At 66.6% G+C, this 24,077-nt stretch carries 22 protein-coding genes; 7 read left to right on the top strand and 15 right to left on the bottom strand.

Annotation, left to right across the window (positions count from 1 at the left end; genetic code table 11):
* Positions 1 to 68: 68 nt before the first annotated feature.
* The 11 genes from LVJ94_11980 to LVJ94_12030 form a co-directional block, all read right to left on the bottom strand.
* On the bottom strand, positions 69 to 923 hold the full coding sequence (locus LVJ94_11980; protein WXB07946.1) for a hypothetical protein: 855 nt from the start codon (positions 921 to 923) through the stop codon (positions 69 to 71).
* Positions 896 to 2,794: a hypothetical protein gene (locus LVJ94_11985; protein WXB07947.1), complete on the bottom strand. Its 1,899-nt coding sequence runs from the start codon at positions 2,792 to 2,794 to the stop codon at positions 896 to 898. Before LVJ94_11985 ends, LVJ94_11980 begins: the two co-directional genes overlap by 28 nt.
* On the bottom strand, positions 2,791 to 3,759 hold the full coding sequence (locus LVJ94_11990; GenBank protein WXB07948.1) for a tetratricopeptide repeat protein: 969 nt from the start codon (positions 3,757 to 3,759) through the stop codon (positions 2,791 to 2,793). Before LVJ94_11990 ends, LVJ94_11985 begins: the two co-directional genes overlap by 4 nt.
* Positions 3,746 to 4,849, bottom strand: a complete 1,104-nt coding sequence (locus LVJ94_11995) for a VWA domain-containing protein (GenBank protein ID WXB07949.1) — start codon at positions 4,847 to 4,849, stop codon at positions 3,746 to 3,748. Before LVJ94_11995 ends, LVJ94_11990 begins: the two co-directional genes overlap by 14 nt.
* On the bottom strand, positions 4,846 to 5,994 hold the full coding sequence (locus LVJ94_12000) for a VWA domain-containing protein (protein WXB07950.1): 1,149 nt from the start codon (positions 5,992 to 5,994) through the stop codon (positions 4,846 to 4,848). The genes LVJ94_11995 and LVJ94_12000 overlap by 4 nt, the downstream gene beginning before the upstream one ends.
* On the bottom strand, positions 5,991 to 7,028 hold the full coding sequence (locus tag LVJ94_12005; protein WXB07951.1) for a hypothetical protein: 1,038 nt from the start codon (positions 7,026 to 7,028) through the stop codon (positions 5,991 to 5,993). The genes LVJ94_12000 and LVJ94_12005 overlap by 4 nt, the downstream gene beginning before the upstream one ends.
* A 191-nt stretch (positions 7,029 to 7,219) precedes the next feature.
* Positions 7,220 to 8,152 carry a DUF58 domain-containing protein gene (locus LVJ94_12010; protein ID WXB07952.1) on the bottom strand — a complete coding sequence of 311 codons (933 nt, stop codon included), beginning with the start codon at positions 8,150 to 8,152 and terminating at the stop codon, positions 7,220 to 7,222.
* 22 nt (positions 8,153 to 8,174) lie between these two features.
* Positions 8,175 to 9,161, bottom strand: a complete 987-nt coding sequence (locus LVJ94_12015) for a MoxR family ATPase (GenBank protein ID WXB07953.1) — start codon at positions 9,159 to 9,161, stop codon at positions 8,175 to 8,177.
* A 30-nt stretch (positions 9,162 to 9,191) separates the two neighbouring features.
* On the bottom strand, positions 9,192 to 9,380 hold the full coding sequence (locus tag LVJ94_12020) for a hypothetical protein (protein WXB07954.1): 189 nt from the start codon (positions 9,378 to 9,380) through the stop codon (positions 9,192 to 9,194).
* Positions 9,381 to 9,434: 54 nt separating this feature from the next.
* A complete protein-coding gene (locus LVJ94_12025; protein ID WXB07955.1) occupies positions 9,435 to 10,685 on the bottom strand; it encodes a YncE family protein in 1,251 nt (416 codons plus the stop codon).
* A 29-nt stretch (positions 10,686 to 10,714) separates the two neighbouring features.
* Positions 10,715 to 11,767 (bottom strand): zinc-binding dehydrogenase, encoded by a 1,053-nt coding sequence (locus LVJ94_12030; GenBank protein ID WXB07956.1) that lies wholly within the window; start codon positions 11,765 to 11,767, stop codon positions 10,715 to 10,717.
* A gap of 182 nt (positions 11,768 to 11,949) precedes the next feature.
* On the opposite strand from LVJ94_12030, the gene LVJ94_12035 reads away from it, so the two are divergent.
* Complete coding sequence (locus tag LVJ94_12035) at positions 11,950 to 13,173, top strand: OprO/OprP family phosphate-selective porin (GenBank protein ID WXB07957.1); 1,224 nt, start codon at positions 11,950 to 11,952, stop codon at positions 13,171 to 13,173.
* Between the two features lie 68 nt (positions 13,174 to 13,241).
* Here the strand turns inward: LVJ94_12035 and LVJ94_12040 are convergent, their stop codons facing one another.
* Complete coding sequence (locus LVJ94_12040; GenBank protein ID WXB07958.1) at positions 13,242 to 14,582, bottom strand: DcaP family trimeric outer membrane transporter; 1,341 nt, start codon at positions 14,580 to 14,582, stop codon at positions 13,242 to 13,244.
* A 94-nt stretch (positions 14,583 to 14,676) separates the two neighbouring features.
* Here LVJ94_12040 and LVJ94_12045 point away from each other — a divergent pair, with 94 nt between their 5' ends.
* Complete coding sequence (locus LVJ94_12045) at positions 14,677 to 15,060, top strand: DUF427 domain-containing protein (GenBank protein WXB07959.1); 384 nt, start codon at positions 14,677 to 14,679, stop codon at positions 15,058 to 15,060.
* Between the two features lie 4 nt (positions 15,061 to 15,064).
* On the opposite strand, the gene LVJ94_12050 is transcribed toward LVJ94_12045, so the two are convergent.
* From LVJ94_12050 to LVJ94_12060, 3 genes are read right to left on the bottom strand one after another with little or no spacing between them, the layout of a single operon-like run.
* Positions 15,065 to 15,532, bottom strand: a complete 468-nt coding sequence (locus tag LVJ94_12050; GenBank protein WXB07960.1) for a histidine phosphatase family protein — start codon at positions 15,530 to 15,532, stop codon at positions 15,065 to 15,067.
* 37 nt (positions 15,533 to 15,569) lie between these two features.
* Positions 15,570 to 16,184, bottom strand: coding sequence for a hypothetical protein (locus LVJ94_12055; GenBank protein WXB07961.1), 615 nt, complete (start codon positions 16,182 to 16,184; stop codon positions 15,570 to 15,572).
* Between the two features lie 14 nt (positions 16,185 to 16,198).
* Positions 16,199 to 16,834 carry a hypothetical protein gene (locus LVJ94_12060; GenBank protein WXB07962.1) on the bottom strand — a complete coding sequence of 212 codons (636 nt, stop codon included), beginning with the start codon at positions 16,832 to 16,834 and terminating at the stop codon, positions 16,199 to 16,201.
* 83 nt (positions 16,835 to 16,917) lie between these two features.
* On the opposite strand from LVJ94_12060, the gene larB reads away from it, so the two are divergent.
* The 5 genes from larB to LVJ94_12085 all read left to right on the top strand — a co-directional run bounded on the left by larB (position 16,918) and on the right by LVJ94_12085 (position 24,040).
* On the top strand, positions 16,918 to 17,679 hold the full coding sequence (larB, locus tag LVJ94_12065; GenBank protein ID WXB07963.1) for a nickel pincer cofactor biosynthesis protein LarB: 762 nt from the start codon (positions 16,918 to 16,920) through the stop codon (positions 17,677 to 17,679).
* Positions 17,679 to 18,992 carry a nickel pincer cofactor biosynthesis protein LarC gene (gene larC, locus LVJ94_12070; protein ID WXB07964.1) on the top strand — a complete coding sequence of 438 codons (1,314 nt, stop codon included), beginning with the start codon at positions 17,679 to 17,681 and terminating at the stop codon, positions 18,990 to 18,992. Before larB ends, larC begins: the two co-directional genes overlap by 1 nt.
* A 105-nt stretch (positions 18,993 to 19,097) precedes the next feature.
* Positions 19,098 to 20,231, top strand: a complete 1,134-nt coding sequence (locus LVJ94_12075) for an FHA domain-containing protein (protein WXB07965.1) — start codon at positions 19,098 to 19,100, stop codon at positions 20,229 to 20,231.
* Positions 20,228 to 22,768, top strand: coding sequence for an FHA domain-containing protein (locus LVJ94_12080; GenBank protein WXB07966.1), 2,541 nt, complete (start codon positions 20,228 to 20,230; stop codon positions 22,766 to 22,768). Before LVJ94_12075 ends, LVJ94_12080 begins: the two co-directional genes overlap by 4 nt.
* 12 nt (positions 22,769 to 22,780) lie before the next feature.
* Complete coding sequence (locus LVJ94_12085) at positions 22,781 to 24,040, top strand: protein phosphatase 2C domain-containing protein (protein ID WXB07967.1); 1,260 nt, start codon at positions 22,781 to 22,783, stop codon at positions 24,038 to 24,040.
* Positions 24,041 to 24,077: the final 37 nt, after the last annotated feature.

The following is a 24,077-nucleotide window of genomic DNA, read 5'->3' on the forward strand; positions in this document are numbered from 1 at the left end:
GGTGAAAACGCGCCGCCGTCGAGGGCTGCGCGTTTTACCGAGTGGTCCCGGAGAATCCTCAACGCGCGTTAAGGCGCGTCGCGCCGCGCGATCGGGCGGATGGCCGCCGAGGGGACCCAGGCATGGAGACGGCCCCATTGGATCTCGGTCGTGCCGGTGCTCACCCCGAGGGTGCGCACGCGGGCCCCTTCCGGCAGCGGATTTGCATTGGGAAGCGCGATCCCGCGTTCGTCGAGGGGGCGCGCGTTCGGATTGACCACCACGCCCTCGCGCAGGTTGAGGCGGTTGTCGCGCGCGGCCCAGGCCATCACGGCGAGTGCAACGCACAGCGGCGCCGACACGGCGAACGCGGTGGTGCCGCTGATCTTCATGCGGCGCCGTTTGGCCTCGGCCCGCACGAAGAGACCGATGCCCGCCACCAGCGAGGTGAGCGCCGCGGCGATGGCCCACGTATCCTCGGAGGCGAGGCGCACGAGGGTCTCACCCACGGAAGGATTGGGCTCGACCTCCGTGCCGGTGCCGCTGCGTGCACGGCGGCGTGCCACCTCGGTGCGGATGGCTCCGAGGGCGGCCGTGGCATCGCGCTCGAGCGGCTTGTTGCGCGCGAGCGAGCGCGCCTCCTCGAAGCCGTGGGCCGCGCGCCCGAGATCTCCCGGTTGCTCGGCGCCCATGCGCACGCGCTCGGCGTAGGCCAGGCCGCGGTCGAAGCTGACGTTCTCGTCCACCATGCCGCGATCGGCGAGCGACTCGAAAAGCGCGATGGCATCGCCCGGGCGGCCGCCGGCCAGCGCTGCGGTCGCGCGGCCCAGGACGGCGTCCGGCGCGTCGACTTCGGCCGGCGGCGCCTCTCCCGCGTACGCGCTTCCCGCGAGCGCGGACGCCAGGACGAATGCGACTATCCTCTTTTCAGTTTGGAGATGCATTCCTGGGCGGCCTTCCAGCGTTCGCGGGAGACGGCAATATCACTTCCAGTTGGCGCAAATCGAGCGGCTTCGCACGCGGCGAGCAGCTCTTCGATCGATTGCGCCACGGGCTCGGCCACTCCATGCTCGATCAACGCCGTCGCGATCTGGCGCGTGGCCATCGCGCGCACGTTCACGTTGGCCTTCACGATGATCGCTTGCTCGAGCGCGCGCGCAATGGCCGCATCGGCCGCCCGCGCATCGGTGCCGGCACCTGCCGCGTCGGCCTCTTGCAGCCGTTGCTTGAGCAGCGTGTCCGGCGAGCCGTTGCGCGTTCGGATGCGCTCCTTGAGGCGGCGCCCTGCGACGCGCCCTCCGGCGAACACCACGAACGAAAGCGACGGCGCCGCCAGCGCGAACCAAAAGCCGCGCATGTCGGTGAGGTGTCCGTGCGGCACCGCCTCCGGTGCGCGATCGAGGCGTAGGGGCGGCAGGTTGGGCAGAGGATCCGCGGCGCTGGCAACATGGCTATCCGCAGCCCCTCCCGCTTTCACCACGACGGAACCCAGCGAGGCGCGCGCCACGTCGTAGGCCCTCGTATCGGGGTTGTAAAAAGGGATGGCCACGTCGCCGAGCTCGATGGTGCCTTCGCGCGTGAGGCGGACCACGAAGTTGAACGTCCGCTTGCCGCCGTAGCGATCGTTCTGCTGCGGGCCCATTTGCTCTTTGACGTCGGGCGCGAGCCATTCGACGCCCTGGCGCGCCGCCGGGACGATGCTCGCGGGCAAGTTGCCCGTGCCGGAGAGCTCCAAGGTGACGCTGGCCACGCCGCCGTGGGCGATCTCACGCGGTTCGACGTTGCCCGATAGCTCGAATTGGCCGACGTCGCCGATGGCGTAGCCGGGCGGCCGCCCGTTCACCGGGGGCTCGGCGACGTGCACCGTGAGGGTCTCGCTTTCGCGCTTGTCGGTGACGCCGCCGGTGGACTTGGCGATACCGAGACTCATGGGCCCTATTTTGAGCTCGCCGGCCTTGAGCGGAAAGAGCGCCATCTTGCGAATCAGGCGCACCGCCCAAATATGGTCGCCGATGCGCGTGTTACCGACGATCTTCGGGTTGGGGCTCTCCTCCATCAGCGGTTTGCGAAGAAAATCGCTGGTGGTGACGTCGTGCACGTCGTTGAACTCGAGCTCGCGGTTCAATCCGAGGTCGATGTATTGGTAAATCGACAAGGTGACCTGCTCGCCAATGACGGCGTTGCCCTTGTCGATGCCCGCATGCAAAAAGGTGCCGCGTGCACGTGCCGCGGGCAGGGCGTACTTCGGATCGGTGGGGATCTCGAAGGTGCTGCGCGGCTGGCGCGCGCTGTCGTCGGGATCGCCGAACGGATTGCCGAACAGGCCGCGAAAGCCGCTGAACGGATCGGGCAAGTTGCCAAAGGGATCTTGCCCTCGCCGTTGTTGACGCGGCGGTGCCTGCCCCGGGAGCACGACGCGCACGGTGATGGGGGTCGCGCGGTACGTGACGTCGCCCACCGTGATGGAGGGCGTGAGCTTCGCCGCACCGACTTTGACCGCGCTGAGGCGGAAGGTGACGTTCACGCCCTGCTTTTGCACCATCACGCCGTTGCGGAGGTTCATCTCATGGAAGGTGCCGATGCTCGGGCGCCCCAGCTGCGCGACGTGTGGGTCTTCGCTGAGCTTTACGCCGGAGACCTCACCCTGGGCGATGGCCTTGAGGTGGACTTCGAAGTCGTCGCCCACGCCCACGACATCATCGTCCACCGACGCCTGCAGCTCCGGCGGCGCCGCCGCGAAGGCGGCGACGGGCCACGTCACGGTGCCGAGGATGGGGAGCGCGAGCAGAACAAACAGCAGAAATCGCGGTCTCATTTGTCCTCCATGCCGCCCCGCATGCGTGCACGACGCGGGATCTTCTTGGCGGCTTCCTGTTGGACAGTGGGAGCTTTTTCGAGTTGGTCGAGGATCCTGTCGTCCTGATCCTGGTTGCTCGGCGGGGGAGGGGCGCCTGCGTCCGGCGGTTGCGGTGGCGGATTGGGCGATGCGTCTGGGCCGCCGCTGTCGCCGCCGCCACCATCGTTTCCTTGGTTCGGGTTGCCGCTGTCGCCGCCGCCGTCTTTGCCGCTGTCGCCGCCGCCATCGGGCGGTCCAGAGTCCGGCGGGCCGGAGTCCGGCGGGTTGTTTCCGCCGTCGGGGTCCTTGGAGTCTCCGCTGTCGCCGCCGCCATCGGGCGGGCCGGAGTCTTTCTTGTCTTCGATGCGCCGCAGCGCAATGGCTCGGTTCCACGCGGCGTCGCGACCGACGGGATCGCCGGCATCGACCTGCCCGGGGGCGAGCGTGAGCGCTTGGTTGTAGGCGGTCACGGCCCCTTCGTAACGCCCGCCGAGGAAGAGCAGATTCCCTTCGAGGTAGCGAGCGCGCGCGCGCAGGTCGATGGGCGCCGTCTCATCCTCCGCGACGGCGCGCACGATGCGGAGTGCGCAATCGATCTGGGCATCGCGCTGCGGCGAGGGCTTTCCTCCGTCGGCTTCCTCGTCGCCAAAGCGTCCGCCGAAGGCCTCGCCGATGTGAAACAGCGAGAGCCCCAGGTCGAACGAACCATTGGGCCGTTGCTTCAAGAAGGTCGGGGTGCCGATGTTGCCCGACTCGCACTGGCCCGTGGACAGGTACTCCTGCAAGGTCGAGGCGGCCGCCGAGGCATCGCCCGCATCGAGCGCCGAAATGGCCTCGCGCACGGCAGGTGCCTCGCGTTCGAACGGCTTCGTCGGATCCCACGAGCACGCCACGACGAACGACGCCCCGGCCAGCGCCAGAAAAATGGCCCTATGCGCGCGCACGGTTCGCCCCCTTTCGTGCATTCGTGAGGGCCGGCGCGCCCTTGAGCACGGCGACCTTCTGCCGCGGCGCCTCTGGAATCAGCGCCTCGAGAATGAGCAGGAGCAACGCCAGCGCCAGCGGCCACGCATATTGCTCCTCGCCGACGATCTGAATCTTCTCCGAGAGCTCCTCTTTCATCATGCGCGACAGACCCGCGGCAATCGTGTCGATGCCCGTCTCCCCCTTGTCCGAGCGCACGATGTTGCCGTTCGTCTCCTTCGCGATGCCCGCGAGCTGCGACTCGCCCTCGGCGCTCAGCTCGGTGGTGAGCGGCTTGCCCGCGGCGTCGCGGCGGATGCCCGTGATCTTGCCGTCCACCACCTCGGGGATCACCTCCGGTGCGCGCCCGCCGATCTGCACCACGTCGATGCGCGTGCCCTCTTTGGCGGCCTCGCGCGCCACGTTCAGCGGATCGCCCTCCAAGTCTTCGCCGTCGGTGATGAGAACGATGACCCGCACGTGGTCCTTCGACTTGGGATCGCTCGCCAGCGTGTCCCGCGCTTTTTCCAGCGCCTTCGCGATGGCCGTGCCGCCGACGGGCATGTCGTTCGGCTCGAGCTGCCGGAAAAACTGCGCGATGGCCGCACCGTCGCTGGTCAGCGGGAAGTTCATCGGCTCGCCCGCGAAGGCCACCGCACCGAAGCGCGCGCCTTTGAGCTTGCGAATCAACTCGCTCACCTCGGCCTTGGCGCGCGCGATGCGGCTCGGCAAAATGTCGCGGGCGTACATGCTCTTCGAATAGTCGAGCACCACCACCACATCGAGGTTCGTCGCCGGCAGCACGCGCTGCCCCGCCGACTGCGGCCGCGAGAGCGCGCCAAAGGCCAGCGCCAGCGCCAAGACGAGCATCACGCCCTTGGCCGCGCGCCGCCCGGCGGCATCGAAGGTGGCCAGCTTGGCCACGAGGCTCGGATCGCCGAAGCGCTTTTCCGCGCGCACCCGCGCCAGCGACGCGAGCAGCAGCGACGCCGCAAAGGCCACCACGAACAGCGCGCACCCGATGGCGATGAGCAACCCGGGGAAATGCAGAAGGTCGTACGCGAATCTCACGGAAACCTCCGCACCAGCAGCAGACGCACCAGCGCTTCCAGCGCAATGAGCCCGACCGCGGGGAACAGAAGGAACGGGAACAGATCCTCCATCGTCGCGGAGAGCGCTTCGAAGCGCGTCTTCTCCAGGCGATCCAGGATGGTGTGCATGCTCTTCTCGAGCGCGACTTTGTCGTTGGCCACGAAGGCCTCGCCGCCGGTGTCTCCGGCGATCTTCTTGAGCAGCTCGGGATTCACGGGAAAGTGGGCCCGCACGTAGCGCGGCTGCCCGAAGAGATCCGTGCCCTCGAGCACGTCGACCTCGTCGCCGTTGCCAATCTGCACGGTGAAGACTTTGACGCCCTGGGTCTGCGCCAGGTGCGCGGCGTACTCCGGCGAGATGCTCCCCGCGTTGGAGTCACCGTCGGTGAGGAGGATGACGGCTTTCGAGCGCGCATTGCTCTGGCGAAGGCGCGCCACGCCGGTGCCCAGCGCATCGCCGATGGCCGTGCCGTCGCCGCTGATGACGCTCAGCTCCATCTTTTGCACGAGCGACGTGAGCAGCGGATAGTCGAGCGTGGGCGGCGAGAGCACGTAGGCCATCGGGCCGAAGACCACGACGCCGATGCGGTCCGTCTTTCGCTTCGCGATGAAGTCCATGATGACTTCCTTCGCGACGTCGAGGCGCGTGGGCCTGCGGTTGTTCTGCGCTTGCGGAGCACGGGCCGCGGGCGAAGGCTGATCCATCACCGCGCGCATCGAGCCGGAGAGGTCCAGCACGATGACGATGTCGATGCCCAGCTCCTCGGCGCTTTCGCCCCGCAGCACGTTCTGCGGCCGCGCCAGCGCGAGGATGCCCAGCACCAACGCCGCACCGCGCAGGGCGCCCGGAACATCGCGCAGGCGGGTGCGCAGTCCGCGCGGGCCCAGTGCCAGCGGGGCGATGGTGGGGATGGCGAGCCTCGGCACGCGGTGATCCGCACCGAGGGTCATGCGCCATACCACCAGCGGCACCGCGAGCAGCGCCAAGAGCCACCACCGCGACGACCACTGGGCGCTGTGCCACGCCTCGCCGCGCGCCAGCGCCGGATAGACCAGGCCGAGCACGATGGCGAGCACCATGCCGAGCACGATCAGCACGCCGCGAAGGACGCGTTTCGCGGTCATACCGCACCGCCTTTCGGCTCTTCGACGGCTGCGGCCGCACGAAGCGGTGCCAGATGCGGCGTGGTCGAACGCACGATGCGCTCGCCGGCTTCCAATGCGCGGGAGCACTCTTCGGTGGAGGGCACCATGTTGGCGAATTTCACCAGGTCACATTCGCGCAAGAACGCGACGAGTTCGGGGTACGAAATCCCCTGCAGCTGGGCCTTGCTCAGCGCGGTCAGCGTTTCGTCGGTGGTCGACTCCAGCCCGTCGAAGCCGTAGCGCGCACCCAGGTACGAGCGAATGACATCGTTCACGCGGTCGAAGTATTCGCCGAAGCGCCCCACCTCGAGCAAGCCGGCATGGCGAACCTCGTCGAGCTTCTCGATGGCCACTTCCCACGCGGGTCTCGGCGGCGGCGGTGGAGGCACCGGCTTGGGGCGGCGGCGGTACCACCAGATGGCATACGCGAGCAGCGCACCCGCCGCGATGCCCATCGCGGCATACATGAGCCCGCGCTTGAGCGCCGTCCACTCTTCCCGTTGTGGCCGCGGCGGTGGGTTGGGCAGCGGCTTGGCATCCGGCGTCGACGCGATGGGATCTTCGACGACGATGGAGTGGGACGACGTGCAAACCGTGGCGATCTCGCCGCTCGCGCGCGATACCGCGATGGGCAGGGGTGGCAACGTCAGCGTGTGGCGCCCCGGTTCCGCCGGCAGCACGAGCAGCGGCAGATCCAAAATCGTCTTCGCGCGATCCGGCGTTGCAGGATCGGGCGCCCCCACGGTGAGCTGCGCCGCCGCGCCGCCATCTTGGTTCGGCAGATGGAACCCTGCGCCTTTCAGCGTCTTGGCGGCCTCGCTCTGGCTCTGAAACTCGAGCCCGCGCGCCAGCACCGTCTCACCCTTGCCGTGCTCCACCACCACCGTGAGCGTGGCCGCATACCCACTCAGCCCCCGCGCCGGAAACGTCTCCTTCAACGCCGGCCGCAACGCCCCACTCGGCACCGTCTCGACACACCCACCCACCTGCTGCGGCGGCGCCGCATCCGCCACCCCCGCATCCTCCTCCGCCCTCGCCGTCGACGCACAAAGCGTCAGAAAAACAGCCAGAGTGATTGAACAGGAAGACGGGAAGACGGGAAGGGTGTTTGGGGATGAAGAATGAGTCAGGGGGCGAACGGAAAATCCAAAAAAACTTCCCGTCTTCCCGTCTTCCTGTGATCCTCTCCAGCTCCGGCGCGGGGTCATCGCGTTCGCATCCTTCGTGCGCGGCGCGCAAAGAGGTCGCGCAACGGTTTGACGAACGAACCCCCCGTGCGGATCTCCACGGTGTCCACGCCCAGCTTCAGAAAGGCCTGACTCCGCGCCAGAGCCAGCTTTTTCATCGCATCCGCATACGACGCCCGCACGTGCGGATCGGACGTATCCACCAGCACCGATTCCCCGCTTTCCAAGTCCTCGAACGTCGCGAGCCCCACGTCGGGCAGCTCCATGTCGCGCGGGTCCACCAGGACCACGGGGATCACGTCGTGCTTGCGCGCCGCGACCGCCAGCGCCCGCTCGTAGCCCTGCGCAAAGAAGTCGCTCACCACGAACGCAATGCTGCGCCGCCGTGCCACGCCGACCAGCGCCTCCAAGGCCGTCTTCAGATCCGTCTGCGCGCCCAGCGGCGGCGGTGCATCCGGCGCGCGTGCGGCCACCACGCCGGCGGACCTGGGCTCGAAGCCCAGGATCTCGCGCACCACGCGCATCACGTGTTTTTCGCCCTTTTTGGGCGGGACGATGCGCTCGACTTGGTTCGTCGAGAGGATCATCCCCACGCGGTCGTTGTTGCGGATGGCGCTGAAGGCCAGAAGTGCGGCTACCTCGGAGGCGACGCGCGTCTTCGGTGCGCGCTGCGTTCCGAAGCGCTCGCTGGGCGAGAGATCGACCACCAGCATCACGGTCATCTCGCGCTCTTCGACGAAGACCTTCACGAAGGTCTCGTTCATGCGCGCCGACACGTTCCAGTCGATGGAGCGCACGTCGTCGCCCATTTGGTACGGGCGCACCTCGCGGAAGGCGAGGCCTTGGCCCTTGAAGCTCGACGTGTACGTACCGGAAAGGTTCTCGTTGGCCAGCCGCGCTGTGTGAATCTCGATGGTGCGCAGCGCGGCGAGGAGCTCTCGGGGGATCATGGCGTCAACTCGACGGCTCGGATCAGGGAACTTCCACCACCTCGAAGACGCGGCGGACGATCTGCTCGGCGGTGACCTCTTCCGCGTCGGCCTCGTAGGTGAGCACCAAGCGATGGCGCAGCACGTCCGGCCCCACTGCCTTGACGTCTTCCGGCGTGACGTAGCCGCGGTGCCGCAAAAACGCGTGCGCCCGCGCCGCCAAGTTCAGCGCGATGGATGCGCGGGGCGAGGCGCCGAACTCGATGAGCGGCGCGAGATCTTTCAGCCCGTGGCGCGCAGGCTCGCGCGTCGCGAAGACGACTTCGACGATGTAGTCTTTCACTTTCTCGTCGACGTACACCTGGCCGATGATCTGCTTCGCATTGAGCAGATCCGCCGGGTGCACGATGGGCTCGGCCTTCGCCGGTTCGAGCGCGGTCATGCGGTCCATGATTTTGCGCTCGTCTTCCCGCGAGGGGTAGCCCACCTTGATCATGAGCATGAAGCGGTCGACCTGCGCCTCGGGCAGTGGGTACGTGCCCTCCTGCTCGATGGGATTCTGCGTGGCCATGACGATGAACGGCTGCGGCAGGGGATACGTCTTGTCGCCGATGGTGACCTGGCGCTCTTGCATCGCCTCGAGCAACGCGCTCTGCACCTTGGCCGGGGCGCGGTTGATCTCGTCGGCGAGCACCAAGTTGGCGAACACCGGCCCGAGCTTCTGGGTGAAGTCGCCCTTCTGCTGGTTGTAGATGACGGTGCCGATGACGTCGGCGGGGAGCAGATCCGGCGTGAATTGGATGCGCGCGAACTTCGCGGCGATGACGTCGCAGAGGGTGCGGACCGTGAGCGTCTTGGCGAGACCGGGCACGCCCTCGAGCAGCACGTGGCCGCCCGTGAGCAATCCGATGAGGATTCGCTCGATCATGTAGGACTGACCTACGATGACCTTTCCTACCTCGGTGGTGAGTCGGTCGACGAATGCGCTTTCTTTGGCAACGAGCTCGTTTAGAGCGCGGACATCGTGCATGGCGCGTACGTCACTAGCACAACTCCGCGGCTAACCCGATCCACGAGAAAGCACGACCACGCCCTTGATGGCGTACCAGAGCCCGAGCGGAACGGCCCCCCACCAGACGACCACGGTATTCCCGATGACGATACCGCCGTGTTCCGTGTAGAGCGCAACGCCAACACACGCGGCCAGCAACGCAAGGCCAAAGAGAAACATTCCCAGACCAGGACGCATGGCCTAACTTTATCAAAAAATTCCGCCGAAAAATCCTGCCGAGAATCCTGCCAGCTACTTCTTGCCGGCGTCCGTCGGGAGCTGCGGAGCGTTGTCTTTCTTGCGGAAGACGATCCAGTTGGGGCTTGAAATCCCGAGCAGGCGCCGGTGTACCCGGCGGCCTTTGATGTCGATGATCGAGACGGTATCTTCGGCGGTGTTGGAGACGTAGCCCCACTTGCCGTCGTCCGAGAAGGCCATGCCGTAGGCGCCTTTGCCCGTGGGGATCTCGAAGACCTGCACGTCGGTGTCGGTTTGATACAGAACCACGCGGCCGCCTTCCGGGTCGGTGATCCAGAGGTAACCGTCCGGTCCGGGCACTACGGTGCCGACCCGGAAACCGAGCTCAAAGGTGCGGCGGATGCCGAGGTTCGTCGTCTGCACGGAGGTCAGCGTCTTCTTCTCGGCGTCGTCGATGTAGGCGAGATCGTTCTCGCCCTGCCAGACGCCCCCGCCGGAGCCGACTTTCAAGGTGGCCCGCACGACCTTGCTCGCCGCGTCGATGACCGTCACCGAGTTGGACCCGGCATTCACCACGAAGGCATAGCGCCCGTTCTTGGAGATGGTGATGCGCGCGGGCTGGTTCTCCACCTCCACCTTGAACCGATCCACCAACGTCGTCGGGGTGATCAGGAGCGCGTTGCCCGGGGCGGTCATCGAGGTGGCCCAGATGTCTTCCTCGTCCGGGGAGAAGACGGCGTTGAAGACCGGAGCCTCGGTGACGCGACCTTTGATGGTCACACCCGTGGTGGCCTTCAAGAGAAGGAGGGCGCCCTTCGAGCTCGGGTTGTCCGCCAGGATGCGAAGGGGCGTGCCGGCTTCTTGCTCGCCCGCGTCTTCACCCGCGTCGGGAGGCTCGCCGCCGGCGTCGAAGCCTGCATCGAACCCGGAGTCTACCTTCGCATCCGCACGGGCATCGACCCCGGCGTCGGGCGCCACTCCGGGGACGAGGGAGCCCGCCGAGAGCAGGAGCTGCTGCCGATCCCTACTGAGCGCGAGGTAGTGCGGGAACGACGCGTTGCGAAGGTGGATCCGTGAAGGGTTGATGTACTCCTTCTCGGTGTCGACGACGGTGATCGTATCGCCATTGCCGTTCAGTACGTAGAGCGCGTCGTAGTTGATGGCACTGGGCAAGCCCAAGGTGGTCGGCAGGCCATCATCCTTGTCATCGCAGCCCGCGGCCCCGATGCCGAGAAGGATGGTCGTGGCTACGACCGAGGCAAGACACGGAAGAAGGGAGAGAAGAAGAAGCGGACGCCGTCCCATCGCTCTCTTACATACGCTGCCGGGCTCGCTCATTCCACTTCCAAGACGACTTTACCGAACGCCTTTCGCTCTTCGAGGACGCGGTGGGCCTCCACCGCGCTCCACAAAGGCAGGACGCGGTCGACCACGGGGCGCAATTTACCCTGGGAAAATAGCGGCATCATGCGGTGAAGGTCCCCCTTCGAACCCATGGTCGATCCCAGAACGCGCACCTGGCGGAAGAAAATGTGCCGCAGGTCGATGGTGGGCGAATGCCCCATGGTCGCCCCACACGTGACGACGCACCCGCCCCAACGCGTGGCCAGGATGCTCTTGACGAAGACGTCGCCGCCGACATGCTCGATGACCGCGTCGACCCCGCGCTTCTCGGTGAGCTTTTTCACCTCGGCCACGAAGTCGGTGGTCGTGTAGTTGATGCCCACGTCCATGCCCAGGGCGCGCGCCCGTTCGAGTTTTTCGTCACTGCCCGCGGTGCCGATGACGCGCGCACCGAATAGCTTCGCGATTTGAATCGCCGCGCTCGAGACGCCGCTCCCCGCGGCTTGCACCAGCACCGTCTCGCCTGGGGCGACGCGGGCCCGCGTGACGACCATCTGCCACGCGGTGAGGAAGGCCAATGGGATCGCCGCCGCTTCGGTGAACGGCAGATCGCCGCCGGGCCCTGCGCTGGGGTAGGGAAGGATGTTGGCATCGGGCACGACGACGTGCCGCGCATAGCCTCCCTGCGTCGTCTCGCCGAGGATGTTGTACCGCGAACAGAGGTTGTCCTCGCCCGCGAGGCACTTCGCACACACGCCGCACGAGACCCCGGGCGAGACGAGCACCTTTTGCCCGACCTTGCATCCCGTTGCACCCGGGCCGAGTGCTTCGATCTCGCCCGCGATGTCCGAACCGAGTCGATGCGGAAAGTCGTATTTGACGTTGGGCAGACCACGCCGAACCCACACGTCGATGTGGTTCAACGCCACCGCCCGCACGCGCACGAGCACCTGCCGCGGCCCCGGCTCCGCGATGTCGATGGTTTCGCGCTTCAGGACCTCGGCCCCACCGTTTTCCCGAATGACCATGGCTTCGGTTTTCATGGCTGCGCACTCTAAATCACTCGCGCGACGCGCTCCCGACTCCAGCACGGCGGAAAAACTCCAACGGCTCGTGCGATTCGGACATCATTTGTCGAATCGTCGGGGAATCGTCACGTCGCTGTCACACGCGGAGGGCTAAAGCACGGCTTCCTTAACTCGCTGTAAGGTTTTGGTCGTTTGCCGTGAAATTCCCTCGAAAATACCCCCAGCTCCTCCGCGCGACGGCTGCCGCCGCATTTGCATGGTTCACCCTCCAACCGGGAACGGTGCACGCCCAACTGGCACCTCCCGCCCCTGCGGCCGCGGCCCCCGCTCCTGCGGAGAAGAAAGAGCACTGGTACGACAAGCTCAAGATTCGCGGGTATACGCAGGTTCGGTACAACCGACTTTTCGAATCCAACGATCGACTGGTCAACATTCAAGGCGATCGGTCCATCGGGGACGGCGGAGGCTTCTTCCTCCGGCGCGCCCGCGTGGTCCTTTACGGCGATGTGCACGAGCAGGTCTCCGTCTACCTGCAGCCGGACTTTGCCTCGGCAATCAACGACCAGCTCAATGTGACGATTCTCCGCGACTGGTACGCCGATGTCTTCTTGGACAAGTCGAAGGAGCTTCGCGTTCGGGTCGGGCAGTCCAAAGTGCCATTCGGCTTCGAGAACATGCAATCGAGTCAGAATCGCGTGCCGTTCGATCGCTCCGATCCCATCAACAGCGCGCCCAAGGACGAGCGCGATATTGGCGTCTTCGTTTACTACGCGCCGAAAGCCATTCGCGAGCGTTTCAAATACCTCGTGGACAGCGGCCTCAAAGGCTCCGGCGATTATGGCATGGTTGCCCTCGGCGTCTACAACGGGCAGACGGCGAACCGACGAGAGTTGAACGACGAGCCTCACGTCGTCGCGCGCGCCGCGTATCCATTCCAAATCGGAAAACAGATCGTGGAGCTCAATCTCGGCGGCTACACGGGTAAATACTACGTCGGTAAGGACAAGGACGTCGGCGGCCCAAACGAGATTCGGGACGTTCGCGCGTACGGTGCCTTCATTCTGTACCCGCAGCCGATTGGCTTGCAGGTCGAATACAACATTGGGCGCGGCCCGGAGTTCGACAAGGCCAATAATCGCATCAAGCAGGATTGGCTCAGCGGTGGATACGCGCTGGCCACGCTGAAGCTAGGCAACGTCATTCCGTACGTGCGGGTCTCCATGTACGACGGCGGACGAAAGTTCGAGACGAATTCGCCGCTCTACAAAGTTCGCGAGGTGGAGGCCGGCGTCGAATGGCAGGTGTTCAAGGCGCTCGAGCTCACCGTGGCGTACAACGAAGCCGAACGAACCTTCCCCGAAAAGCCCTATCCGCAAGAGAGCGGGCGGTTTCTTCGCCTGCAATGCCAATTCAACTACTAGAGAATTTACAGGAAGGCGGGAAGACGGCCCGCCTTCCCGTCTTCCCGTTCAATTCATCATTCTTTCGATTAGAACAGATTGAACCGCGCGGTGCTGGTCACGCGGTGCATCGTTCCCACCTCGGCCGCGCATAGGATGCCCGGCACACAAGGGCCGCGTGCCTCGTCGTTGCCGAAGGTGTGGCGCCGCCCGAAGGTGTATTCGAGCCCGAACTCGACTTGGCGGGTCAAGGTCCAGAACGTATTCACGTACAATTCTTCGAGCTGCTGATTGACCTCGGGATCGACGATGTCCATCGTCTCCGGGCTGAAGGTCGGCTCGTAGGGGTGCTCGGGCGAGCTTGCGCCGTTGTTTCTGAAAAAGGTTTGGCTCCAAACGACGTTGGAACGAAATTGGGGATTCCACACGTGCGTGTAATTGACGTGGTACCCGAGGGCATCCCAGAGCACGAAGCGCTCGCCCGTATCCGTCACACCCTGCGCGGAGCCGGCCGCGAACATGTAGCGCCCGAGGCCGCGCCCCCCCGTGACGCTCGCGCGAAAGGTGTCCCCGAAGACGTTCAACGCCGTGGAGAGGCTCGCGCCCCAGCCCTGTTTGGAATACGAATCACCGCCGGGGGCGCCCACGTCCTCGTAGTGCGTCGTCACGCCGGCGGCGGAGACCGAGCCCCACGTTCCCGCCGTCTCCACGCGGCCCACCAGATCGGGAATCCGCTGAACCTTGCGCGTGTAGGGCGTTTTCGTGCCCGGGCCATCGGTGATGCCGTTTTGGTCGGTGCCCGCCGCGTTCTCCGCTGCGAGCGCCACCGTGAAATTCTCCTGCAACGGGATGGTGTAGCGGATCATGGGCATGCGAAGCCCGGGACCGGATCCCGGCCCATTGAAGTCGACCGTCTGCGCGGCGGCGTTGAGGTCCATGAAGGTGGACCACGTTTGCCCGACGAGGAGCGTGCCGTACTTTCCGCTCAACGTGCCGTACGCATGCCGCAGACGCGCCAGCACCGAGTTGGTGAACTCTTGGCTCGTGAGAAGATTGCCACTCCAGAAATCCGCTTCGAGCCGTGCACCGATATCGACCCACCGTGTCGTCGTCAATGTCGTAAGGCCGAGTCGACTCGTGCGCGCCGTCAAATAGAGTTGGCCGGACTTCTTTCGCGCTTCGTAGCTCGAGCTCAGGGGAATGCGCGCCGCGATGATGGCGTAATCGTCTGCCTCGACGTACGGATTGCGCGCTTTGAAGTCGTACGCCACATCGAGTTGGGCATACCCGCTGAACGTCAACGTGGTCGTCGTTTCCGGAATGCGAAATGTCCCCGGCTCGTCTTCAGCGAACGCGACCGCGCTGAAGCAAGAAAAAGAGGCCGATGCCGTGATGGCCATCGCCCATGGAGCAGGCGTCCATCGGGGCATCACAAGGAGGGCCTCATCCATAGTGAGTCACGCTCGCGCTGGTCAACCCATTGGCGATGCCCCTAGACGTCTATGCACCAAAAAGGAGGAAGCCATGGCGGGCAATAGCGGACCCGGGTATGCGAAGAATCCCCAGCATCGTGTCGAAACGCAGTCGGAGGCGCAACGCGTTCGCGTCACGTTTCGAGGCGAGGTCATCGCCGACAGCTCGAACGCCATCCGTCTCCAGGAGGCCACGTACCCCGCTGTGTATTACGTGCCCCGCGAGGACGTGAAGATGGATCGCCTCGTGCGCACGCAGCTCCACACGGAGTGCCCCTTCAAGGGCACGGCGTCGTACTTCAGTCTCCGCGACGCCAAAGGCGAGCTCGTGGAGAACGTTGTCTGGAGCTATGAGCACCCTTACGACGAGGTGGCCGTCATCAAGGACCACGTCGCGTTCTACCCGAACAAGGTGGATGCGATTTCGGTCGGGTAGCGCGTCAAGCGACCAAGAGGAGTGATTTCGCGATCTCGCCAGGACGCAGGCACCATGCGGGCTGGCGATCGCGGATCACGGAGACCTGCGCGTGCAGAAGGGGCGGGAACGTCGGCCGGCCGATGAGGAAGGCGCCCAAGCCCGAGAGCACGGGTTCGTCCGCGACCACGGCGATGGTGTTTCCGCGTTGGAGAAGCGTCGGCACGACCAGCTCGGGCGGCACGCGCGAGGTCAGCGACGGAAGCACCTCGATGACGCCGACGTAGTCGACCCGATCGGCAAAGAGCTCCGCCGTTTGCAAGGCCGTGGGCAACGGGCTCGAGACGATGTGGTCGAAGTTCGGCTCGTCGTCGAGGCGCACCTTGTTGCCCAGCGCGCGCACGATGCGGCGGCCTTCGGGTGAAAGGTAACGGTGGGACTCGGCGACGGACTCGTCGTGGGAAAGGGAAGCGCGAAGGAGAAAGACGTCCACCCGCGCACTATACCCGAGTCGCGCGTTCGTCCGAGGCTCAGGCCAAAAGCTCGGGGCCCACCGAGCTCGCGTCGTCGGACTTCACGGCGTGGGACAACGCAATCGTGAGCACCAGCATGGCGCGGTAAACCAGGTGAACGTCGTCGACATCGACATTGCGCTCCGCCGGTTCGGCGTCGCCCTCGAGTGCCGCCTCCAGGTGCTCGTGGACGAAGTCGACGATGGCCGGCTGCTGCTGCTCGATGATGTCTTCCAGCTCGAACGGCTCGGTGTCTTGCCCCGCGCGGATCTCTTCTTCCAGATTGAGCGCCGCTTCGCTCGCCCGCAGTGCATCTTCGCTCACCTCCATGAGGCGTTTGCCGAAGGTGCGCTCGAAGGCGAGCCAGATGGTCACGCTGAGAAAGCACCCCAGCGCGATGGCCGTTTGATCGAGCGGGCGATCCAACACGTCGGTCACGCGGCGGGCGAGGGCGGGCTGCGTCTGCTCGAAGCGCGTGAAGAGCGCCTCGAGATCGATGGGATCGGGCGCGCTCAGCGCGCGGTGCGGTGTGCCCGCATCGTGCGCGAGCTCACGCTCGATGCGCTCCAGTACGGCGCCGTGAATGACAGCGAAACCCGGAACCGGTCGGATGGCCGCACCCCGAACCCACACATTCACACGTTACGTCAGTGTTTTCTCTTCTGCCAGCGCTTGGATGGCCCCGCCCCCGATGGAGGGGCTGTCCCGGAAAGCGGACCAGCGGAAGCGTGGGACCGTCTACGGCTCATGCTTCGCATCTGAAGGCCGCACCAAACGATGCCGGCCAGGCCCAGCACGTCCATGAGGAGGACCCCCCGCCCGAGCACGCTGCTCGTGATGGGTTCGGTGCCGAAATCCCCGTGAAAATGAGCAAATGTCGCGCTGGTGGAGAGGCGCCGCTGCCAGACCATGGCCAGGCTCAGCACGACGGCGACGGGCACCGCCCCGATGATGGCGACGGGCCCGAGCCGCTCGATGCGAGCCCACCGCGCGGCGGCGAGGAAGCCCAGCAAAACCGTACCCCCGGAGGCGAGAACCAGGGCCAAATCGATGGCGGACGCCATCGCCCGCGGCCGGATCCAATAGAGGTAGGCCCAGTCCGCGTGGAACGCCGCAAAGTACCCGACGATGGGCGCGTACACGAAAATGGCGAACAGCGCGACCACCCCAAAGCCGCGCGAGGCGACCGCGGAGGCTTCATGGCGCGCAAGCTCCCCGCGGGCCAGCCACGCAAAAAAGGCTCCCAGGGCGATGGCGATCAACGGTGCAAAGAGGATGGGCACGGCAAAGGCGCATGATGGAGGTTCCCCCGGGGAAAATCCACGTGCTAAGGGATCGGTCCGTTCAAAGGACCGGATTCGCCTCGATGGACCCTGCCAAGCTTCGTGAGCTTCTCGAACAGGTGCAAAGTGGCGCGCGGTCCGTCGACGACGCGGCTTTGGCGCTCAAGGATCTCCCTTTTGCCGATCTCGGATACGCGGTGGTGGACCATCATCGCGCCCTCCGCCAAGGGGTGCCCGAGGTCATCCTGGGCCAGTCGAAAACGGCGGCCCAGATCGTGGGCATCGCCACGGAGGTTGCGCGCACGGGGCAGAACGTCCTGGTGAGCCGGCTCGATCCGGCGAAGGCCCATGAGGTCTGTCGCGCGATGCCGGCGCTCCGCTACCACGAGATGGCCCGCGTGGCGACGCTCGAGCAAGCGCCCATCCCGCGTCTTGGAACGCGCCCCGTGGCGGTGGTGACCGCCGGCACGAGCGACCTTCCCGTGTCCGAAGAATGCGCCGAGACCTTGCGCATGCTCGGGGCGGAGGTGGAGCGCGTCTACGACGTGGGGGTGGCGGGCATCCATCGGCTGCTTCACCGCCGGCAGGCGCTGGACGCGACCAGCGTCATCATCGTGATCGCCGGGATGGAAGGCGCCTTGGCCAGCGTGGTGGGCGGCCTGGTCGAGGGGCCCGTGATTGCCGTGCCCACCTCGGTGGGGTATGGCGCAGCGTTCGAAGGCCTCGCGGCGCTTCTCGGGATGTTGACGAGCTGCGCCTCCGGGGTAACGGTGGTGAACATCGACAACGGGTTCGGTGCGGCCTTCGCCGCCGCCCGGATCCTACGCGCAGGAGCGCGAGGCTAATGCCGCACGACGGTCATGACCAGCATGGGCAGCATGAGCACGGGCATCACGAGCATGGGCATTCCCATCCTCACGACCACGATCACCCCCCGCACTCGCGTCGGGCGCCGCCGCGCGCCGAGCTGCCGCGCGGGGCAGGGAAGGGGAAGATTCTCTTTCTCGATGCACCGAGTGGCCTCGCCGGCGACATGATCATCGCGGCCATCATCGATCTCGGCGTGCCCGAGGTCGTGGTGGCCAATGCCGTGGCGAAGCTCCCGGTCTCGGGCTTTCACATCCACTTCGGAACGCGTGTGCGCAGCGGCATCGTGGGCACCTCCTTCGAGGTGCACGGCGAAACGCCGCAGCCCGAGCGGACCTATGCGACCGTCCGCGGCATCTTGGAGCAGTCGGAACTCGAGCCTGCGGTGCTGCAGATGGCGCAGGCCACCTTTCAGCGGCTCGCCCTCGCCGAGGCGAAGGTTCACAAGAGCCTTCTCGACGACGTGCACTTCCACGAGGTGGGCGCGGTCGATGCCATCGTCGATGTCGTCGGAAGCGCGGCCGCCCTCGAGTACCTCGGGGCGGACGTCATCGTCTCGCCGCTGCCGATGGGGCGGGGCTTCGTGCCGGCGCGCCATGGCATTCTTCCCCTGCCGGCGCCGGCGACCGTGGAGTGCCTGCGCGGGCTCGTCACCGTCGATGGAGGCCTCGATTTCGAGTTCGTGACCCCCACGGGGGCCGCCATCGTGGGGGCGCACGCACGCGGCTCGTCGCGTTGGCCGTCCATCGTCCCCGAGGCGGTGGGGTGGGGCGCGGGCACGGCGCAGTTGGCCGATCGACCGAACCTGCTGCGCGCCGTGCTCGGTACCTCCGTGGATCCGACGGGGGCGACGCACACCGTCCTCGAGACCAACGTGGACGATGCCACCGGCGAGCTGGTGGCGAGCGCCATCGAGACCTTGCTCGAGGCAGGTGCGCTCGATGCATGGGCCACGGCCATCACCATGAAGAAGGGGCGGCCGGCGCTCACGTTGAGCGCGCTGGTGGCGACTCCCCGCGCGGAGGCGATGAGTGCGCTGCTCTTGCGCGAGACGACGAGCCTCGGCGTGCGTCGGTACGACGTCTCACGGGTGGAGCGACCGCGCCGCCGCATCGAGGTCGAGACGCCCTTCGGGTTAATTCCCGTCAAGGTATCCGAGGGCCCCTACGGACCGCCTCAAGTGAAGCCCGAGTTCGACGCCTGCGCTGCCGCAGCGAAGGCACATCACGTCCCGGTGCGCGAGGTGATCCGCGCGGCGCTCGTCGCCGCCGCAGGGCATTCGCACGCGTGAGCACACGCGACGCTGGGCGGCGAAAGCCCCTCTGCGGAAGGATTTTTTCCGTTATGCTGCCGGTGTGCGCGGACCCGACACGCGCGGAAAGCCACGGTTTGAAAGATGCCCTGCCCGAAGTGCGGCCAGCCGACACAGCCCAGCGACAAGTTCTGCAACTCGTGCGGCTTTTCCCTCGCAAGCGCCGGCGCTGGTGCCGGTGGCCTCCCTCCGCCTCCCCCGGCGAGTCCGTTCGGCGCGCCGCCTCCGCCGCCTGCATCGCCGTTTGGCGGGCCTCCTCCTCCGGCCGCATCCCCGTTCGGTGGTCCGCCGCCCCCACCGCCTCCGTTCGAAGGAGGCGGCGGTAGCCCCTACGGTCCGCCGCCCGGTGCCGTTCCGGGGGCTGCGCCTGGTGGTTCGCGGTGCGCGCAGGGCCACGACATCGCCCCGGGCCAGAGCTACTGCCGCGAAGGGCACCCCCTCGCGCTCGACGCGATGAACTTCGGCAGCGACATGTACGGCGCCCCCGCCGCGCCGCCCCCCGCGCCAGGCTACGGACAGCCGCCGCCCTTTGGAGCGCCGCCCGCGTACGGAGCCCCGCCGCAGTCGCCGTTCGTCGGATCGCCCTTCGGTGGTGCACCGCATCCAGGAGCGCCGGGGATGCCGCCCGGCATTCAGCCGCCGCAAGCCTACGGCGGGGGCCTTCCCCCGGCGCCGCCGCCCTTTGGCGACATTCCGCCGTCGCCGCCACTGGCCGGGCCCGCGCCCTTCGGTGGTGGACCTCCGCAGCCGTTCGGCGCGCCGCTCGCACCGCCGGGGCCTCCCGGAGGATTCGGTCCGCCCGTGGGTTATGGGCAACCGCCGCAGGCGCCTCAATATGGACTGCAAGCGCCTGCAGCCCGCGCGCCGCTCATGGGCGGTGGGCCCACCAACATGTTGCGCGGCTTCCTCATCTCGTTTCAATCGAACCCGCAGGGTGAATTCTGGCCGCTCTTCGGCGGGCGCCTCCAGGTGGGGCGCGCCAACACCGGCGAGCTGGATATTCCCTTGGCCGATGCCACGATCTCGTCGCGACATGCTTCGCTGGTGATCGACGGCCCGAGTGGAACCATTTTCGTCGAGGACACGGGGTCGACCAACGGCACCTACGTCAACGACGAAAACATCGGTCCCAACGGCCGTCGCGAGCTGCGTGATGGAGATCGACTCCGCTTCGGCGGCTACACGACCCTCGTTAAAGTGATAGGTCCGCTCCAATGACCGTTCGATCCAGCCTTCTTGCCATCGTCACCACGATGGCCCTCGTCTTGGTCTCGGCCATCGCCTTTGCCGCACCCGAGGCGCACATCCTTCGCATCGACCCGCGCGCCGGCGTGCAAAACGGCGCGCCGCTCCTCACCACCGTGGTCGAGGTCATCCAGGCCAACACGCCGGACGTCACCCCGTGTGGACTGCTCAAGGGCAACGCGGCCCTCGACTGCGTGAGCGAGGCCATGGAGAAGCCGGGCGCGAACTGGACCGCGTTCCAATTCCCCAAGGACAACGCGCAGCTCCTGGTGAAGGTCAATGGCTCCGACACGCCGGCGGCGATCGACGGCAACATCCAGAAATGGGGCGACTCCAAGGAGAAGGGCGTCGGCACCGCGTGGTTGATCGCGCTGGATGCCTCGTCGGGCATGGGCTCGCGCTACTACGATGCCCGGACCATCGCGCACCAGTTCGTCGAGGCCATGGGCCCCAACGACGTGATGAACGTGCAGATGTTCAGCGATCGCCAGGTCATCAAGGACTCCAAGTGGAAAACGTTCAAGCAGCGCAATGAGCTCGTGACGGCGTTGAACGACCAGCAATCGACGGCCCCGTCTTCCGGTGCGGCCAAGCCGTTGATGAACCTTCTCAAGGGCATCGCCACCGACGCGTTTGGAAGCTTGGGAAACATCCAAGGACCGGACATCCCGCTTCACCAAGCCATGGTGGTCCTGTCGAACGGGTCGGGCAAAGAGGACGCCTCCAGCGCCGCCCCCAGCGCGACGATCTTCAAGCAGTTCGTCACCAAAGGGCGCTTTCCCGAGGACAACACCTCGGCGCCGAAGACGCCGCTGCCGGTCGTCTCCATCTGGCTTCCGACGGCGGGTGGCATCGTCAACGATGCGCTCCGCAACAACGATCAGCAGTTCATGCGCGAGCTGTCCAACCCCGAGATCGGGGGATTCTTCGACATCGTGCGCGACGGGCAGGGGCAGACGAAGGGCAAGACGATCATCGGCCTGGTCAAGCAGCGCTTCAACTCGATGTACCTCGTGCGCTGGCGCGTCTCCTGTTTGAACCCGACCCTCGAGCAGACGTTCAGCCTGCAGTTCATGGGCGGCAAGACGCAGATCAAAGGCGATGCGTCGTTCAAGGACGTGCCCGTCGGCGCGGATCCTTCGCAGTGGCCGCTCGACATCGAAATGGGGCGCACCAAGGCCGAGGCGACCGCCAATCCGGTGTACCCGGGCGGTACCTTGAAGGTGTACGGCACCTTCTGCTGGGGCGGTGATTCGAAGCGCGCCGAGGCGTACTTCCTGCCCGCGGGCACGAAGCCGGATCCGAGCTTCAGCAACACGGATCTCGCGGCCCTTCAGCGCGCGCAGAAGAACTTGATCAACCAGGGGCTTCGCGGCGCCGCGAAGGATGCGAACGATTCGTTCGTCGAGTTCGAGGTGCCCGACGAGGAGAAGATGCTCGAGGGCACGGGCGACAACATGGTGCTGCGCGTGCTCGTTTACGACAACGTCGCCCACCGCGCGAGCGGCCACGACGAGCAGTCGGTGCTCACGCTCAGGGCGGGGAAGAAGCCGATCAACCTGCTGCTCATTCTGGGCATCGCCGGCGGCGTCATCGTGATTCTGCTGTTGGTCATCGTGTTGATCCGCGGCGGTGGAAAGGGCTCGAAAAAGCGCGGTGGCGCGCCGCCTTCGCCGGTGGTGGCGGGTGGCTATGGTCCGCAGGGTGGCGGCTACGGCGCGCCACCTCCGCAACAGGGCGGTGGCTACGGCGGACCTCCGCAACAAGGTGGTGGTTACGGTGGGCCTCCGCAACAAGGCGGTGGCTACGGTGGGCCTCCACAACAAGGCGGTGGCGGCTATCCACCGCCGGGCGGCGGCGGGTATCCACCGCCAGGAGGGCCTCCTCCGGGAGGAGGCGGCGGTTATGCGGCGCCGCCGATGCAGGCGCAGGCGCCCGCGTATGCGCCGCCTCCGGTTGCGCCCGTGGCAGCGGCCGCACCGCAGGTGCCGGGCGGCGTGGTGCAGGTTCGTTGCCCATCGTGCCAATCGATGACGATGGCCACGCCGGGGCAGCCCTCGGTGTGCTTTTCATGCGGCCAGCCCTTGCCGGCCGATCTCGCGGGAGGAGGTGGGGGCGGCAACGCTCCGGCGTTTCCATTGACGGGAGCGCTCTCTGCACAACCGCTCGCGCCTCCGCCGTCACCCTATGGCTCGTACAGCAGTGGCGGTGTGGCCACGGCGGCCGTTCTCTCGGGGACGGCCGGCCAATACACGATTCGCCCGGGCACCGAGATCCGGGTCGGACGCGATCCGGCGCAGTGCCCGGTGACGTTGTCCGAACCTCGGGTCAGCGGCGTTCACTCGACCTTGAAGCTGGAAGGTTCGCAGCTCTGGGTGCGGGATGAAACGTCGAACAATGGCACCTACGTCGCGGGCTCGCGCATCGAGCCGGGGACTTGGGTGCCGGTACCACCCGGAGCGCAGCTCCGTTTCGGCCCGGTGGAGTTCACCGTCCGCCTCGACGCATAGGAGAACGCCCGCGTGACGATCCCGGCCATCGAGTTCGCCGAGCGGACGCATCCGGGGCGCGATCCGAGCAAACAGATCAACGAAGATTCCTGCGGCCACCGCGAGACGGCCCTCGGCTATCTCGCGGTGGTGTGCGACGGAATGGGTGGCCATGAGGGCGGGCGGGAAGCCTCGCAGCTGGCCCTCAAGACGATCTTCGAGGTCTTCGATCGCTCCGGTGCCGAGCCGCGCGAAGGCGCCACGTTGATCGGTCCCGGCGGCGCGGCTTCATTGGGTGGCAACGGCCGTGAGCCGGCGCGCGTTCTGCGCGAGGCCATCGAGGAGGCGAACCGCCGCGTGCACGCCATGACCTCCACCGAGGCGGCGCGGCCGGGCGCGACGGTGGTGGCGATTCTGCACCATCACGGCGGCACCGAGGTGGCGCATGCCGGCGACAGCCGCTGCTACCTGATTCACGCGGGCAACATCGTGCAGCTCACCAAGGACCACTCCATGGTCCAGCAGATGGTCGATGCCCAGCTGCTCACACCCGAGCAAGCCGCGGTGCACCCCGATGCCAACCGGATTTCACGCGCCCTGGGAATGAAGCCCGACATCGACGTCGAACTGCGCCCGCAACCGGTGCAGCACGTGGTGGGCGACGTCTTCGTGCTCTGCTCCGATGGGCTGAGCGACATGGTCGAGCCATCGGACATTCTGCGTCTTGGCGTGCAGCCCTCGGCGCAGGCTGCGGGGCAGCTGGTCGATCTCGCGAATGCGCGGGGCGGCCACGACAACATTTCCGTGCAGGTGCTGCGAGCCCGCGAAAGCGCCCTCGCGCAGCCGCAATTTCTCGCGCCCACGGTGGTGGACACGAAGCCCCCGCCGCCGGTCGGCCCCTCGGGCACCGTGGTCATCCCTGCAGCACCGATCCCTCCCTCGGTGGCACGCCCCGTATCGCCCACCACGACGGACGAGGACGAGCACCACGCCGAGACGCAGCCCACGCGCCGCTCGCCCATCGTCATCGTCGGCGTCCTCCTCGGCCTCGCCGGCGTGGGCATCATCATCGCGATTTACGTCCTGCTCGACCTGGGCGGTGGCGCACGAAAGCGCCATCCCGTCCTCGAGGACGACGCCGGCGCCTCCGCCGCACCTCCGCCGCCCCCCGCCATGGAGCGCCAAGCCGCCCCGGCCCCGACCCCCTTCACGTCGGGGGCCGACGCCGAAGCCGCACCGCTCCCTTCGCTCATCCATCCCGCGACGCACCCGCGCCTCAAACGCGATCGGTGAGGGTTAGGGGTTAGGGAAGAAGAGAGAGAGACGGTTC

It is taken from the genome of Sorangiineae bacterium MSr11367 (assembly GCA_037157805.1).
Taxonomy (GTDB): domain Bacteria; phylum Myxococcota_A; class Polyangia; order Polyangiales; family Polyangiaceae; genus Pendulispora; species Pendulispora rubella.

Coding starts and splice junctions, on each gene's coding strand:
- LVJ94_11980 (WXB07946.1), bottom strand. CDS start 923: ATGCATCTCCAAACTGAAAAGAGGATAGTCGCATTCGTCCTGGCGTCC.
- LVJ94_11985 (WXB07947.1), bottom strand. CDS start 2,794: ATGAGACCGCGATTTCTGCTGTTTGTTCTGCTCGCGCTCCCCATCCTC.
- LVJ94_12000 (WXB07950.1), bottom strand. CDS start 5,994: ATGACCGCGAAACGCGTCCTTCGCGGCGTGCTGATCGTGCTCGGCATG.
- LVJ94_12010 (WXB07952.1), bottom strand. CDS start 8,152: ATGATCCCCCGAGAGCTCCTCGCCGCGCTGCGCACCATCGAGATTCAC.
- LVJ94_12015 (WXB07953.1), bottom strand. CDS start 9,161: ATGCACGATGTCCGCGCTCTAAACGAGCTCGTTGCCAAAGAAAGCGCA.
- LVJ94_12020 (WXB07954.1), bottom strand. CDS start 9,380: ATGCGTCCTGGTCTGGGAATGTTTCTCTTTGGCCTTGCGTTGCTGGCC.
- LVJ94_12025 (WXB07955.1), bottom strand. CDS start 10,685: ATGGGACGGCGTCCGCTTCTTCTTCTCTCCCTTCTTCCGTGTCTTGCC.
- LVJ94_12030 (WXB07956.1), bottom strand. CDS start 11,767: ATGAAAACCGAAGCCATGGTCATTCGGGAAAACGGTGGGGCCGAGGTC.
- LVJ94_12040 (WXB07958.1), bottom strand. CDS start 14,582: ATGCCCCGATGGACGCCTGCTCCATGGGCGATGGCCATCACGGCATCG.
- LVJ94_12045 (WXB07959.1), top strand. CDS start 14,677: ATGGCGGGCAATAGCGGACCCGGGTATGCGAAGAATCCCCAGCATCGT.
- larB (WXB07963.1), top strand. CDS start 16,918: ATGGACCCTGCCAAGCTTCGTGAGCTTCTCGAACAGGTGCAAAGTGGC.
- larC (WXB07964.1), top strand. CDS start 17,679: ATGCCGCACGACGGTCATGACCAGCATGGGCAGCATGAGCACGGGCAT.
- LVJ94_12075 (WXB07965.1), top strand. CDS start 19,098: ATGCCCTGCCCGAAGTGCGGCCAGCCGACACAGCCCAGCGACAAGTTC.
- LVJ94_12080 (WXB07966.1), top strand. CDS start 20,228: ATGACCGTTCGATCCAGCCTTCTTGCCATCGTCACCACGATGGCCCTC.